This window comes from Umezawaea sp., assembly GCF_057122925.1.
In genome coordinates, this window is the sequence record NZ_DBNGPQ010000071.1 from 1 (window position 1) to 14,917 (window position 14,917).

The window sequence follows — 14,917 nt, forward strand, 5'->3', positions numbered from 1 at the left end:
GCGCGCCGGGCCCGCCCCCGGCGCCGGGTGCGGGCCCGTCGCGCGAGCGGGGTCGTCAGCGCACCGCCCGGTCCGCCGCGAACGCGCGCAGCGCGGCCTCGTCGCGCAGGTCGACCAGCCGGTTGCCCCACCGGTCGACGAGGTCGCCGTCCAGCACGGGAGGGCCCTCGGGGAACGGGCCCTTCGACGGGAACCCGAGCAGCTCGTCGTACACGCCGACGTAGTTCTCGGCCTGGGGCCGCCAGTCCAGCTCCCGCTCGCACCGGCGCCGACCGGCGACGCCGAGGGCCGCCCGCCGCTCCGGGTCGTCGAGCAGCTCGACCAGCGCGTCGGCGAACCCGTCGACGTCGCCGGGCTCCACGTAGACGGCGCAGTCCGCGGCCGACACGACCGTCTCGGTGAGCCGGTAGGCGACCACGGGCACGGCGTAGGCCATGTACTCCATCGTCTTGTTCATCGTGGACACGTCGTTCAGCGGGTTCAGCGGGTCCGGCCCGAGGCCCGCGGACGCGGTCGACAGGTAGCGGGTGATCTGCTCCGGCCCGACCCGCCCGGTGAACTCGACGTGGTCGTCGAGCCCCATGGCCGTGCAACGCCCCTTCAGGTCCTCCAGGCAGTCGCCGAAGCCGAGCAGCGCGAACCTGACGTCCGTCCGGCCCTTGTCGAGCACGACCCGCTTCGCGATCTCCAGGACGCCGTCGACCCCGTCCTGCGGACCCATGATGCCGAGGTAGGCCACGAGGTGCTTGCCGCCGCGGAGCAGCGCCGGATCACCCTCGACCGGCCGCATGACCGTGGTGTCGGGGCCCGAACGGACCACCGTCGTGCGCTCCTCCGGCACGTCGCCGCGTTCCCAGGCGATGCGCTGGTAGGAGGTGTTCGTGGAGATCACCCGCTGGGCCGTGCGGAACGTGCGGCGCTCCAGCCAGCGCAGGATCCGCAGCTGCGCCTTGCCCGCGATCCCGGTCGGCTCGCCGAAGCGGGACAGGAAGACCTCGGGGTTGAGGTCGTGGTGGTCGAACACGAACCCGACACCGCCGAGCCGCCACAGCAGGGCGAGCGCCCAGTAGGTGTCCGGCGGGTTGCACGCCTGCACGACGTGGAAGCGCTGACGGCGGCGGACCTTCACGCTGAGCAACGCCGTGCGCACCCAGCAGTACAGGAACTCCCACGCGTAGCCCGCCGCGCCGTCGGCCTGCGGTGGCGGTGCGTACTTGTGCAGGTGCACACCGTCGAGTTCCTGGTAGGCGGGATCACCAGGCCCCTTCGGACAGATCACCGACACCTGGTAGCCGGCCGCGACGAGCGCCCGGCACTCCAGCCACACCCTCCGGTCCAACGGGACCGGCAGGTTCTGCACGATGATCAACACGTGCGGCGAATGCGACACCCGGATCCTCTTCCTCGCTGACTGCCCTGACGTTGTGTTCTCGTTCCGGGAGTCGGATCGGTTACACCTCCCCCGCCGTCGTAACGGAGATCCCGGCGGGCTCGATGTAGCGGATACGTGCCCCGTTCAGGACTTCGGCTAGGAGATGCGGTGGATCGGTCACCTGTCGCGGTGGTCATCGTCACTTACCAGAGCGAGAAGGTGATCGGTGGTTGCCTGGCCTCGCTCCCGGACGACGTCCGCGTGGTCGTGGTGGACAACGCCTCCACCGACCGCACCCTCGCGGTGGTCGAGGAGGTGTCGCCGACCGCCGTGGTCGTGCGCAACCCGGTCAACGCGGGCTTCGCCGCGGGCGTGAACCTGGGCGTCGCCGCGGCCGAGGGCCACGACGTGCTCGTGCTCAACGCCGACATCCGCCTGCGCCCCGGAGCCGTGGAGGCGCTGCGCGCGACCGGCGCCGCCATCGCGGTCCCCCGCCTGGTGGGACCGGACGGCGCGCCGCACCACTCGCTGCGCCGCGAGCCGACGGTGCTGCGCGCGCTCGGCGAGGCGCTGCTCGGCGGCGGTCGGGCCGGCCGGTTCCCGGCGCTGGGCGAGACCGTCGTCGCCGCGCGGGAGTACGAGCACCCGCACGTCGTCGACTGGGCCACGGGCGCCGCCTGGCTGGTCACCCGGAAGGTCCTCGACGCGCTGGGCCCGCTGGACGAGCGGTACTTCCTGTACTCCGAGGAGACCGAGTACATGCTCCGCGCGGGTGGGGCGGGCTTCCCCGTGCGCTACGAGCCGCGGGCCGTGGTCGAGCACATCGGCGGCGAGGTGCGGACGTCGCCGAGGCTGTGGTCGATCCTCACGGCCAACCGGGTGCGGGTGCACCGCGAGCGGCACGGGCGCGCCGCCGCGGCCCTCATGTGGCTGGCCGTGGCGCTGAACGAAGGACTCCGCTCGCGGGACCCGCGGCACCGCACGGCACTGCGAGGACTGCTCACGATGACGGAATGGCCCGCCGAGACGCCGAGTGCGACGACCGCGGAGCGGGGGCCGAGCTACCTCTGCTTCTCCGCGCAGGACTGGTGGTACCACAACCAGGCGCACTCCGACTTCCAGCTGCTGCGCCGGGTGGCCGAGCACCGCAAGGTCCTCCTGGTGAACAGCATCGGCCTGCGGATGCCGCTGCCGGGCCGCAGCACCCAGTTCGCGCGCCGCATCCTGCGCAAGGCCCGCAGCGTCGCGAAGCTCGTGCGCCGCCCGCTGCCCGACACCCCCGGCTTCCACGTCATGACGCCGCTGCCGCTGCCGTTCTACGGCAAGCCGTGGCTGCGCAAGCTGAACTCCGTGCTGGTGCGCGCCCAGGTGCGGGCCGTGTGCCTCGCGCTGCGGATGGGCACGCCCGCCGTCGTCGCGACCATCCCGACCGCGTGGGACGTCGTCGAGCCGATGAAGCGGCGCACGCTGCTGTTCAACCGCTCCGACCGGCACTCGGCGTTCCCCGAGTCGGACCAGTCGACCATCCGCGCGCTGGAGGACCAGCTGCTGTCCCGTTCGGACCGGGTCCTCTACGTCAGCCGCGCCCTCCAGGAGGAGGAGCGCGGCCTCACCGGCGACCGCGCGCACTTCCTCGACCACGGCGTCGACGTGGACCACTTCCGCCGCACGGACGAGCTGCCCGCCGACCTCGCGTCGATCCCCGGCCCGCGCATCGGGTTCTTCGGCAGCCTCGACGACTACCTGGTCGACTTCGACCTGCTGGAGCGCATCGCGGTCGAGTTCCCCGAGGCCTCGCTGGTGATGATCGGCGACGCGACCTGCTCGATGGAGCGGTACGACAAGTACCGGAACGTGCACTGGCTCGACTTCCGCTCCTACGCGCAGATCCCCGCGTACGGCTCCGGCTTCGACGTCGCCCTGATGCCGTGGCTCGACAACGACTGGATCAAGCACGCGAACCCCATCAAGATGAAGGAGTACCTGGCGCTCGGGCTCGCCGTGGTCAGCACGGACTTCCCCGAGGTGGCCCGGTACGCCGACGTCGTCCGGATCGCGCCGGACCACACGGCCTTCGTCGACCTGGTCCGCCAGACCCTCTCCGACGGCGGTCCGAAGACCCCGCGGGAGCGGCGCGAGGCCGTCCTCACGGCGTCGTGGGACTCCCGCGCGCTGGAGCTGATGGCGCTGGCCGAGGGCACGCACACCGCCGCGGGGAGCACACCGTGTGCGGAGTAGCGGGCATCCGCCGCTTCGACGGGGAGCCGGTCGACGCCGGGCTGCTCGCGGAGATGGCGAAGCGGCTGCACCACCGCGGTCCCGACGACAGCGGCTTCTGGTCCGAGGGCTCGGTCGGCTTCGCGCACACCCGGCTGTCGATCATCGACCTGGCCGGGTCGCCGCAGCCGATGGAGGGCGCGAGCGGTCGCACGCACATCACGTTCAACGGCGAGGTCCTGAACTACCGGGAGCTGCGCTCGGAACTCGCGTACCCGTTCCGCACCAAGGGCGACACCGAGGTCCTGCTGGCGCTCTACGAGCGGTACGGCGTGCGCGGCGCCACGAGGCTGCGCGGCCAGTTCGCCTACGCGCTGCACGACTCGGCGACCGGCGAGACGCACCTGGTGCGCGACCGGCTCGGCATCCTGCCGCTGTACTACTACGCGACCGCCGACGTGTTCGCGTTCGCCTCCGAGATCAAGGCGCTGTTCCCGGTGATCGGGGCGCACCGGGTCGACGGCGAGAGCCTGCACGACTACCTGGCGCACCGCTCGGTGCCCGCGCCGTACACGCTGGTCGAGGGCGTGCGGAAGGTGCCGCAGGGCCACCACCTCGTGGTCACCGCGGACGGCGCGATCCGCACCGAGCCGTACTGGGAGCTGCCCAGGGAGCCCGACGTCCGGCAGGTCTCGCCCGAGGAGGCCGTGCGGCTGGTGGACGACGCCCTCACGGCGTCGGTGCGCGACGCGCTCATCGCCGACGTGCCCGTGGGCGCCTACCTCTCCGGCGGCGTCGACAGCAGCCTCATCACCGCCCTCGTCGCCCGCGAGCGCGACGGCGCGGGCCTGCACACGTTCTCCGCCGGGTTCGGCGACGAGCGCGTGGACGAGACGGCGTGGGCCCGCAAGGTGGCCGGGATCGTCGGCAGCGAGCACCACGAGGTCGTGGTGACGGCGGACGACTTCCGCGACAGCTGGGCGAAGCTGAGCTGGCACCGCGACGCCCCGCTGTCCGAGCCCGCCGACGTGGCCGTGTTCCGCCTCGCCGAACTCGCCCGCCGCGACGTGAAGGTCGTGCTGTCCGGTGAGGGCAGCGACGAGCTGTTCGGCGGCTACCCCAAGTACCGCTTCGCGCGCGCGACCAAGCTGGCCGGTGTGCTGCCCGGTGCCGCCCTGCGCCGGATCGAGGGGGCGCTGCCCGCGAGCAGGGCCCGCCTCGGCGTCGCCGTGCGCGCGCTGGGCGAACCGAGCTACGCCGAGCGGATGCGCGGCTGGTTCGCGCCGTTCACCACGGCCGAGCGCGACGCGCTGCTCGGCGGCCCCGCCACCCGGTCGGTCCTCGGGCCCTACGAGGACGGCGGCGGGGACGCGCTGACCCGGATGCTCTACGCCGACTCGCACACCTGGCTCGCCGACAACCTCCTGGAGCGCGGCGACCGCATGTCGATGGCCGCCTCGCTGGAGCTGCGGCCGCCGTTCCTGGACCACCGCGTGGCCGAGCTGGCGTTCAGCCTGCCCAGCGACGTGAAGGTGCGCGGCGGCACGACCAAGTGGGTCGTCAAGGAGGTCGCGCGCGAGCACCTGCCCGCCGACGTCGTCGACCGCCCCAAGTCCGGCTTCAAGGTGCCGCTGGACGCCTGGTTCCGCGACGGCCTGAAGGACATGGCGTTCGACCTGCTGACCGGTCCCTCGTCGTTCGTCGGCGGTGCCCTGGACCGGGCGGCCGTCGCCGCGCTGCTCGCCGGGCACGCCAGCGGCGCCCGCAACGAGCAGCCGAGGATCTGGACGCTGCTGTCCCTAGAGGTGTGGCACCGCGAGATGGCGGGGCGCTAGCCGTGTACGTCGCGTCCAGCCGTCCCACGGGCAAGACCGAGCTGGGCAAGCGCCTGCCCAGCACCGTGTTCGCGCTCGGCACCGTGAGCCTGCTCACGGACGTCTCGTCCGAGATGATCACCGCGTTCATGCCGGTGTACCTGCTGTTCAGCCTCCAGATGGGGTACGCGCAGTTCGGCATCCTCGACGGGCTGTACACCGGGGCCACCGCCGTCCTGCGGCTGGTCGGCGGCCACGCGTCGGACCGCCTGAGGCGGCCCAAGGCCGTCGCGGCGGCGGGCTACGGGCTGTCCGCGGTCACGAAGCTGTTCTTCCCCGTCGTCGGCGGTTCCGCGTTCGGCATCGGCGCGCTGCTCGCGGCCGACCGCGCGGGCAAGGGCCTGCGCACCGCGCCGCGGGACGCGCTGATCTCCCTCAGCACCCCCGCGGACCAGCTCGGCACGGCGTTCGGCGTGCACCGCAGCATGGACACCTTCGGCGCGCTGATGGGCCCGCTGGTCACGTTCCTGCTGCTGACGCAGATCGGCATCGTGCCGGGCCCGGTGTTCGTCGTCAGCGCCTGCTTCGCGCTGCTGGGCCTGATCGTGCTCGTCTGGTTCGTGCGGGAACGGCCTGCCGACAAGGCCGCCACCGGCCCCCCGCCGTCCCTGCGCGCCGGGCTGGCGCTGCTGCGCGAACCCGCGTTCCGCCGGACGGCCGTCGCGTCCGCCGCGCTCGGCCTCGCCACGATGTCCGACGCGTTCGTCTACATCCTGGTGCAGCGGGCGACCGGCATCCCGCTGGGGCTGCTGCCGCTGCTCCCGCTCGCGACCGCGCTGGTGTTCCTGCTCACCGCGGCGCCGCTGGGACGGCTCGCCGACCGCGTCGGCCGCTGGCGGATGTTCCTCATCGGGCACGTGCTGCTGCTGGGCGTGTACGCGCTGCTGTTCACCCCCGCGTCCGGGTACCCCGTCGCGGTGCTCGCCCTGGCGCTGCACGGGCTGTTCTACGGCTGCACCGACGGCGTGCTGTCAGCCAGGGTCAGCGCGCTGGCCCCGGAAACCCTGCGGGCGTCGGGTCTCGCGGTCGTCCAAACCGGACAGGCGCTCACCCGCCTCGTGGCGTCCGTCGCCTTCGGGTTCCTGCTCCAGTTCGCGACCTTCGGCCTCGCCGTCGGCACGGCGTTCGCGGCGCTCACGTCCACGCTGCTGATCGCCTGGCAGCTCGACCGCTCCCGCGGCTGAGTCCGCGGCGGAACGGGGTGGGGAACCCGGCGGGCGTTCCCCACCCCGAGGCCCGATCAGCCCGTCCGCGCGGCCAGCAGCTGCTTGGCCCGCTCGAAGCCGGACTTGCCCAGCACCCTCAGCGCGGCGTTCTTCACCAGCACCCGCCCCGAATCGCGCACGACCCGCACGGGCCGCCCGACGACCCGGTCCTTGACCAGCGACCGGCCGTCCGGCTCCGGCACGTCGTCCAGCGCGGTGCCGAACGACTTCCGGTACCGCGCGGGCGAGACGAGGCGCCCGCGTGTGCGGTTGCTCACGTTGCCGCCGTGCACGACCTGGAGCCAGCCGGGCTCGCCGCCGAGTTCGAGGACCGGCATGTGCTCGTGCATCCTGTTGTGCCAGTGGCCCCAGCAGGTGATCGGCTCGGTCCAGCTCTCCCGCACCGACACGAACGCGTTGTGCGGGTCGCGGTGGCCGTACAGACCGGTGGGGCTCTTGACCAGCCCGTTGACGAGGTAGTAGGCGGCCCGCTGACCGCGACCGGGCGCGGAGCACAGACGCTCCACGAAGTCGTGGGCCAGACCGTCGTCGTTGTCGAGGTTCGTCGTGACCAGCTCGGTGCCCTTGACGTCGAACAACGCGGCCACGTCGGCGCGCAGCTCCTCCCGGCTGACCTCGGCGCGGAAGACCGGCGTGTACGCGTCGCCGTGGCCCGCGATCCGGTCGAGCAGCCACTGCGGGCTCTCCGGGTCGAAGTAGATCATCCACTTCGTCCGGCGGTCGGTCTGCGCCAGCACCGAGGGCAGGCAGTAGGTCTCGAAGAGCTCGACGCGCTCGGCCAGCCAACCGTCCTTCGCACGGATGTAGCTCTCCGCGCCCTTGGACGGCAGGTTGAATCGCGTCAGGACGACGTGGTCCATCAACACCCCATTCCCGTTGTCCCCTACATCGGTCGTGGACGGCGAATCGTTCCGCGGTTAACAAAGCGCCCGCGCGCACGATGTGTAGGAGGAGACCACCAGCGAGGAGGACCGGGCACGTGCCAACGCACCCCGCGGACCAGTTGAGCCGACCGAGCCCCCGACGAGCGGGCAGGCTGCCGACGGTCGACGTCGTCATCCCTTGCTACAACTACGCGCACTTCCTGCCCGCGTGCGTCCGGAGCGTGCTGGACCAGCCGGGCGTGGACGTCCGCGTGCTCGTGATCGACGACACCTCGTCGGACAACACCCCCGAGGTGGTGGCCGAACTGGTGGCCGCCGACCCCAGGGTGGCGGGACGCAGGCACGAGGTGAACAAGGGCCACATCGCGACCTACAACGAGGGCCTGCTGGAGTGGGCGAGCGCCGACTACACCGTGCTGCTCTCGGCCGACGACCTGCTCGCCCCCGGCGCCCTGGCGCGCGCGGCTGAGGTCTTCGAGCGCCACCCGCGGGTCGGCATGGTCTACGGCCGCGTCGTCTACTACTCCGACCACGACGCCCTGCCGAAGGTCACCACCCTGCCGCTGGGCACGAGCACGTGGGCCGGGCACGACTGGATCGAGCGGCGCTTCCGCAGCAGCCGCAACGTCATCTCCTCGCCGGAGGTCGTCGTCCGGACGTCGGTGCAGCAGCGGGTCGGCGGCTACCGCCCCGACCTGCCGCACGCGGGCGACCTGGAGATGTGGCTGCGGATCGCGGCCGTGTCGGACATCGGCTACGTCCGCGGCAGGCAGGCGGCGTACTACCGCGTGCACGCCCAGAGCATGATGCGCACGACGTTCTCGTCGGTCTTCGCGGACCTGGAGCAGCGCCGCGACGTGTTCGACCGCGTCGTCGACGAGCACCCCGAGCTGCCGGGCGCCGAACGCCTGCGGAGCCTGGCGCACAAGGCCATCGCGAAGGACGCGCTGTGGCGCGCCGTGCGCGCCCACGACCGCGACCAGCTCGACGAGGTGCCCGCCGACGAGCTGGCGGCCTTCGCGCTGGCGACCTACCCGGACGCGGAGGAGCTGCCCGAGTACCGCGCGCTGCGCCGCCGCAAGCGCCTCGGCGCCCGCCTCTGCAACCGGACCCAGGTCTTCCTCGCACCGCACGCCGTCAAGCGCGGGCGCCTGTGGCTGTCCCACCAGCTCTGGAAGTGGCGCGGTCAATGACGTCGCAGCTCGAACGCAAGGTCGGGTCGGCGATCCGGTGGAGCGCGGTCAACAGCGTCCTCCAGCGCGTCAGCCAGGTCGGTGTCGGCGTCCTGCTCGCCCGCCTCATCGCCCCCGAGCAGTTCGGCGTCTTCGCCGTCGCCCTCGTGGTGCTGAACATCGTGCTGAGCGTCAGCGAGATGGGCGTGAGCGCGGCGCTGGTGCGCACCAGGGGCCCGATCGACGAGATGGCGCCGACGGTGACCACGCTGTCGATCGCCTCCGGCACGCTGCTCGCCGTCATCTGCGTGGTGGGCGCCCCGTGGTTCTCGAACGCCATGGGCGCCCCCGAGGCCACCGGCGTGATCCAGCTGATGTCGCTGGCGCTCGTCGTCGCGGGCGCGTCGGCCGTGCCGGGCGCGATGCTCCAGCGCGACTTCCGGCAGGACCACAAGTTCGCCGCCGACACGACGGGCTTCGTCGTCGGCACGGCCGTGGTGGTCGTGCTCGCCCTGCTGGGCTTCGGCGCGTGGAGCCTGGCGTGGTCGCGGCTCGCGACGAACGTGGCCGCAGCGGTGGTCATGTTCGCGCTCACCAAGGAGCGCTACCGGCCCGGTTTCGACCGCGCGCAGGCCCGGTCGCTGCTGGCGTTCGGCCTCCCGCTCGCCGGGTCCAGCCTGCTGGTGTTCGGCGTGATGAACGTCGACTACATCGTGGTGGGCTCGGTGCTCGGCACCGTCCCGCTCGGCTACTACCTGCTCGCGTTCAACCTCTCCAGCTGGCCGGTCGGTGCCTTCTCCGCACCGGTCCGCAGCGTGTCCCTCGCCGCGTTCTCGCAGGTCAGGGACAATCCCGAGCAGTTCCAGCGGACGTTCGGCCGAGCGCTCGGCCTGCTGGCGCTGTTCACCGTGCCCGCCTGCGTGCTGCTGGCCGCGCTCGCCGACCCGCTCATCCGCGTGGTCTACGGCGAGCGGTGGGCGCCCGCGGCGACGGCGCTGGCGATGCTGGTGCTGCTGGGCGCGGTCCGGGTGGCGCTGGAGCTGGGCTACGACTTCCTCGCCAGCGCGGGCCGCTCGCGGGCGATCCTGGTGATCCACGTCGTGTGGCTGGGCGCGCTGGTGCCGCTGCTGCTGGTCGGCGCGCACCTGGACGGCATCCGGGGTGTGGCCGCGGCCCACGTCGTGGTGGCCGTGCTGGTGATCGTGCCCGCCTACCTGGTGGCGTTCCGGCCCTACGGCGTGAAGGCGCGCGCGCTCGGCGCCACGCTCGCGAGGCCGGTGCTCGGCGGGGTGCTGATGATCGCGGTCGCGCAGGCGGTGACGTTCGTGGTGCCCGGCAACGTGTGGCAGCTGCTCGTCGGCGGAGTCCTGTCCCTGGCGGCCTACACCGCCGTCGTGTACCCGCTGCGCCACGAGGCGCTGGGCGTTCTGAGGAGGGCGGCCCCGTGATCCAGCGGCGTCTGCGGCAGGTGTCGAGGATCGTCAGGGACCAGGGTGTGCGGGGCCTCGGCTCCCGCGCGCTGACCGCGGCGGCCAAGCGGCTCGGCCCCGGCGCCGAGGCGCTGCCGGTGCGCGAGCGGGACGTGCGGGCCGCCGACCTCGGCGCGGTGAAGCCCGTCGTGGTCCCGCCGGTCCCGGCCGACGGCAGGCTGACGGTCAACTGGGTGACCACGCCGCCCGCCCACGGGTCGGGCGGGCACACCACGATGTTCCGGCTCATCACGCACCTGGAGTCGCTCGGGCACACGTGCAGGCTCTACCTGTACGACACGTTCGGGAACCGGGCGGTCGACCTCGAACCCTCGGTGCGGGCGGCGTTCCCGGCGTTCCGCGGGACCGTCCACGACGTCACCGACGGCATGGCCGACGCGCACGCCGTGTTCGCCACCGCGTGGATGACGGCCTACCCGGTGTTCAACGACCCGTGCGCGGGCAAGCGCTTCTACCTCGTGCAGGACTACGAGCCGTGGTTCTTCCCCGTGGGCGGACTGTCCACACTGGCCGCGAACACCTACCGGATGGGCTTCCACGGGTTCACCGCGGGCCGGTTCCTCGCCGAGAAGCTGCGCGACGAGGACGGCATGGCCGCCGACTGGTTCGACTTCGGCTGCGACGCCGACCGCTACCGGCTGGACGAGGGCGCGGTCCGCGACGGGATCGTGTTCTACGCCAGGAGGAAGGCGCCGAGGCGGGCCTACGAGCTGGGCGCGCTGGCGCTGGAGCTGTTCTCCGAGCGGCACCCCGAGCTGTGGATCCACGTCTACGGCGAGGAGGTCGGCGACCTCGGTCCCCGGTTCGTCGACCACGGGCTGGTGAGCCCCGACGAGCTGAACCGGATCTACAACCGCTGCTTCGCCGGGCTGAGCCTGTCCATGACCAACGTGTCGCTCGTACCGCACGAGATGCTCGCCGCGGGCTGCGTCCCGGTGGTCAACGAGGCCGCGCACAACCGCGTGGTGCTCGACAACGAGCACGTGCGGTACGCCGCGGCGACCCCCCACGAGCTCGCTCGCGCCCTCTCGGACGTCGTGACGACCCCCGGCTTCCCCGCGCTCGCCGCGGCCGCCTCGGCGAGCGTGGCGGGCCGTTCCTGGGACGCGGCCGGGCACGAGCTGGAGAAGGTCCTCCGGCGCGAGCTGTCCGCCTGAGGCGGGGCGACCCCCGCCTCAGGTCGTCGGGGACGGTGAGGTCGCGTCCGCCACCAGCACGGTCGCCGGGGCCGAGCCGTCGGCCGCGACCACGTGGACCGCGGGGGCCTTCGCGTCCCTGGGCACGGCGGCGAACGCCAGCCGGTCGCCGCCGAGCCACGTCGCCTGGTCGTCGACGCCCGCCGTGCCGGGGAGCCTGGTCTCCCGCCCGCTCGCGATGTCGAGGACCGCCAGGTCCCACGGACCGAGCCTGCCGATGCGCTTCTTGTAGGCCACCTTGGTCCCGTCGGGCGACAGGGACGGACACTCAGCGTCACGACGCAGCGACGTGAGCTTCTTCGTCTCCAGGTCGCCGCGCACCAGCCACGTGTAGCCGCCCGACCCCAGCGTGGCGTAGAACGTGCGGTCGTCGGAGGCCACCGTGAGGCCCCAGTAGTTCACGTCCTGCGCCTGGTGCACCACGCCGTCGACGGTCGCCTCGAAGTGCTCGATCGACTCCACGACCTCGCCCGTGCGCAGGTTCAGGAAGCCCGTGCGGGTCGAGAAGCCGCCGGGCACGGCGTAGGAGTCGCCCTTCACGAAACTGGTCCACGTGACCACCTGGCCGGACGCCGACACCTTCGCGCGGCTGGGCACGCCGGGCAGCGCGACGCTGCGCACGACGGCCCCCGCGCCGTCCCTGACCTCGGCCGCGTAGCTCGGACCCGGTCCGGCCAGGGCGAGGCACACGGTCGTCCCGCCCGCCGCGTAGACCCGCTGGCAGGTCAGCTCGGTGGTGGCCCTCGGGCCCGCCGGATCGGTCGTGCTGAGCTTCTCGACGCGGTTGCGGCCGTCGCGCAGGTCGACGAAGAGGAGGTCTCCCTCCCGCGTCGCCGCCGCCGACGGTGACGACGGTGCGTCGTCCTTGGCCCGCACCTGGCTCACGACGTACCCGGTCCCCCCGAGAACTACCAGTAGAATCGCCGCTACGGGGACAACAAGGCGTCTCATGTCGTCCAGGATGCCTCACGGACGGCCGATGTCCATCACGGCCTGTAACAATTGAGCACCGGCGCCGATTTGTTGGGTAGCGATACTCCGCGGTTGCGGAGCCAGGTCCAGATCGGGGATTTTGATGGATTTCTGGGAGACCACGCGTGTTCTGAGGAGACGCTGGTACATAGCGGTCCCAGCGCTGCTCGTCTCCGCGCTCCTGGCGTTCATGACCTACGCGTCAGTGCCGACGCGCTACGAGTCCACCGGGACGATGGTGTTCACCTCTCCGTCGTCGGGTGGGCGGTTCTCGGACAACACGAAGCCCGAGGACGTCGTGCGCGTCAACCCGCTGCTCGCCTTCGACGGCAGCCTGACCACGACCGCGCAGATCCTCACCCAGGTGCTGGGCGACCCCATGACCCGCACCGAGCTCGCGGGCGAGAAGTCGACGAGCACCTACACCGCGAACACCGGCCCCGTGGGCGGACCGCTGCTCTTCGTGACGGCCGAGGCCGACTCGCCGGACCAGGCCCAGGCACTGGTGACCAAGGTCCTGGAGCGGGCGAGCGTCGAGCTGGACGCCCGGCAGCGGACGCTGAACGCGCCCGAGCCGACGTTCATCACCGCCCAGGTGCTCGTGCGGCCGACCTCCGCCGAGGCGAAGATCGGCGGCAAGGTGCGCTTCGTCGGCGCCGCCGCCGTCGTCCTGCTGCTCCTGACCATCGCGGTCACCTTCGGGTCGGACAGCGTGCTGAACAAGGCGAAGCGGCGCAAGGACACGGAGCCCGCGGAGGTCGACGGCGACGGCGACGAGCCGGACGACGTGGACGTGCCGCCCGGCTCGCACCGGCCGAGGCCCCCGGCGGACACCCCGCCCCGGCCCGTCCGGTCCGACCCGCTCGACAGCTCCCGCACCCCGGCCCGCCACGCACCGCAGGACGCGCCCGACGCCCCCCGGCACCCGGTCCGGCCCGCCTCCCAGGACGGGCACGACCACACCCGCCCTCCCGCGCGCCCGCAGCCCGAGGCTCCCCGCCAGCAGCCGGTCCGCCAGCAGCGAAACGGGGTGACCACCCCCAAGCCCGAACACCTGGCCAACCAGGCCACCGTCTTCATCTCCGCCCCGAAGGCGGATCCGACGTGGCCCAGCAGTGAAGACCCCCGCACCAGGTGAGCGGGTAGTGCGGCAGCGCGCGGACGGCGCCACGCTGGCCTGCCTGTACCTGCTGGCACTGCTGATCATCCCGGCCCGGCTCATCGTCGCGTTCGTGCCGATCACCCTGCCGCCCGCGATGGTGGTGGCCCTGTTCCTCGGCGTCGTGTGGTTCAGCACGCACCTCATGGACACCATGTCCATGGCCAAGGGCCGCAACGCGGTGCGGACGGCCATCGCGATCTTCCTGGTGATCCACCTGCTGACGTTCGCGCGGGCCACCCGCCGCTACCTGCCGACGGACGAGCTGAGCGTCGCCGACAGCAGCATGATCCGGATCCTCGCGATGGTCACCGTGGCGGTCTTCATCTGCGACGCCGTGCGGGGCCGGGACCGGCTGGACCGCGTGCTGCGGGTCCTGACCGCGTGCGTGGCCGTCGTCGCGTTCGTCGGCCTGGTCCAGTTCGGGCTGGGCGTCGACCTCGCGTCGTACGTGAACCTGCCCGGCCTGCGGCTCCAGGAGAACGCCTACGCGGCCTTCGAGTCGCGGTCGATCTTCCGCCGCCCGTCCGGCACGGTGAACCACCCCATCGAGTTCGGCCTCATCTGCGCCATCGCGGTGCCGCTGGCCGCGCACTTCCTGTTCCAGTCCCGTGACCGCGGCGTCCACACCGGACGGTGGGTGCTGGTGCTGGCGCTCGTCGGCCTCGGCGCGATCCTCTCGCTGTCCCGCACCGCGATCATCGGCCTCGTGGTCGCCGGACTGGTCATGGGCATCATGCTGCCGAGGCGGCGCGGCATCCCGATGCTGGCGTTCGGCGCCGTCTTCTTCGTCGGCGCCAGCGCGGTCGTGCCGGGCCTGCTCGGCACGCTGAGCGGGATGTTCTCCAACATCGAGGACGACCCGAGCTTCCAGGGCCGGACGAAGGACTACGACGGCGCGTGGAAGGAGATCGCGCTGCACCCGTGGCTCGGCCGCGGGTTCGGCACGTTCCTGCCGAGCAAGAACCCCATCCTGGACAACCAGTACCTGCTGACCATGATCGAGAACGGCTACCTCGGCCTGTGCGCGTTCGCCGGGCTGTTCCTGGTGTCGATCTACGCGGCGCTCAAGGCGCGGTCGCTCACGAAGGACGAGAACCTGCGCGGCATCGCCGCGTGCCTGGTGTGCGCCTCGCTGGTCAGCGCTCTCGGCGCCGCCACGTTCGACCTGCTGAGCTTCAGCGTCGCCACCGGGCTGCTGTTCGTGGTCGTCGGCGCGAGCGGGGCGCTGCTGCGCGTCACACGGGCCGAGGCCCTGGCGGACCCGGTCTCGGTGCCCGCCGCGGGCAGGCTCCAGAAGATGCGCCGCAAGCAGAAAGCGCGCTCGGGCCGCTAGTGCCGCGACCGGCACCGGT

11 protein-coding genes are annotated in these 14,917 nt (G+C 72.3%); 8 read left to right on the forward strand and 3 right to left on the reverse strand.

Going from position 1 to position 14,917, the window contains the following annotated elements:
- Positions 1-55: 55 nt before the first annotated feature.
- A complete protein-coding gene (locus AC156L_RS15785) occupies positions 56-1,390 on the reverse strand; it encodes a glycosyltransferase family 4 protein (RefSeq protein ID WP_330880388.1) in 1,335 nt (444 codons plus the stop codon).
- A gap of 171 nt (positions 1,391-1,561) precedes the next feature.
- Here AC156L_RS15785 and AC156L_RS15790 point away from each other — a divergent pair, with 171 nt between their 5' ends.
- The 3 genes from AC156L_RS15790 to AC156L_RS15800 are packed head-to-tail and all read left to right on the forward strand — an operon-like array spanning position 1,562 to position 6,647.
- Positions 1,562-3,610, forward strand: a complete 2,049-nt coding sequence (locus tag AC156L_RS15790; RefSeq protein WP_330880390.1) for a glycosyltransferase — start codon at positions 1,562-1,564, stop codon at positions 3,608-3,610.
- Complete coding sequence (gene asnB, locus AC156L_RS15795) at positions 3,598-5,424, forward strand: asparagine synthase (glutamine-hydrolyzing) (protein WP_330880392.1); 1,827 nt, start codon at positions 3,598-3,600, stop codon at positions 5,422-5,424. Before AC156L_RS15790 ends, asnB begins: the two co-directional genes overlap by 13 nt.
- 2 nt (positions 5,425-5,426) lie before the next feature.
- Positions 5,427-6,647 carry an MFS transporter gene (locus tag AC156L_RS15800; RefSeq protein WP_330880394.1) on the forward strand — a complete coding sequence of 407 codons (1,221 nt, stop codon included), beginning with the start codon at positions 5,427-5,429 and terminating at the stop codon, positions 6,645-6,647.
- 56 nt (positions 6,648-6,703) lie between these two features.
- Here the strand turns inward: AC156L_RS15800 and AC156L_RS15805 are convergent, their stop codons facing one another.
- Complete coding sequence (locus tag AC156L_RS15805; RefSeq protein ID WP_330880396.1) at positions 6,704-7,549, reverse strand: glycosyltransferase; 846 nt, start codon at positions 7,547-7,549, stop codon at positions 6,704-6,706.
- Positions 7,550-7,668: 119 nt separating this feature from the next.
- Here AC156L_RS15805 and AC156L_RS15810 point away from each other — a divergent pair, with 119 nt between their 5' ends.
- Genes AC156L_RS15810 through AC156L_RS15820 form a run of 3 tightly spaced genes read left to right on the forward strand, consistent with a single transcriptional unit; the run spans position 7,669 to position 11,392 of the window.
- Positions 7,669-8,766 (forward strand): glycosyltransferase family 2 protein, encoded by a 1,098-nt coding sequence (locus AC156L_RS15810; protein ID WP_330880398.1) that lies wholly within the window; start codon positions 7,669-7,671, stop codon positions 8,764-8,766.
- Positions 8,763-10,193 carry a lipopolysaccharide biosynthesis protein gene (locus AC156L_RS15815; protein WP_330880400.1) on the forward strand — a complete coding sequence of 477 codons (1,431 nt, stop codon included), beginning with the start codon at positions 8,763-8,765 and terminating at the stop codon, positions 10,191-10,193. Before AC156L_RS15810 ends, AC156L_RS15815 begins: the two co-directional genes overlap by 4 nt.
- Entirely contained in the window at positions 10,190-11,392 is a 1,203-nt protein-coding gene (locus AC156L_RS15820) for a rhamnosyltransferase WsaF family glycosyltransferase (RefSeq protein ID WP_330880402.1), read from the forward strand. Before AC156L_RS15815 ends, AC156L_RS15820 begins: the two co-directional genes overlap by 4 nt.
- Positions 11,393-11,410: 18 nt before the next feature.
- On the opposite strand, the gene AC156L_RS15825 is transcribed toward AC156L_RS15820, so the two are convergent.
- On the reverse strand, positions 11,411-12,316 hold the full coding sequence (locus AC156L_RS15825; RefSeq protein WP_330880404.1) for a TolB family protein: 906 nt from the start codon (positions 12,314-12,316) through the stop codon (positions 11,411-11,413).
- 277 nt (positions 12,317-12,593) lie between these two features.
- On the opposite strand from AC156L_RS15825, the gene AC156L_RS15830 reads away from it, so the two are divergent.
- Both AC156L_RS15830 and AC156L_RS15835 read left to right on the forward strand, forming a co-directional pair.
- Positions 12,594-13,541 (forward strand): hypothetical protein, encoded by a 948-nt coding sequence (locus AC156L_RS15830; protein WP_330880406.1) that lies wholly within the window; start codon positions 12,594-12,596, stop codon positions 13,539-13,541.
- 7 nt (positions 13,542-13,548) lie between these two features.
- Positions 13,549-14,898: an O-antigen ligase family protein gene (locus tag AC156L_RS15835; RefSeq protein ID WP_330880408.1), complete on the forward strand. Its 1,350-nt coding sequence runs from the start codon at positions 13,549-13,551 to the stop codon at positions 14,896-14,898.
- Positions 14,899-14,917 lie beyond the last annotated feature (19 nt).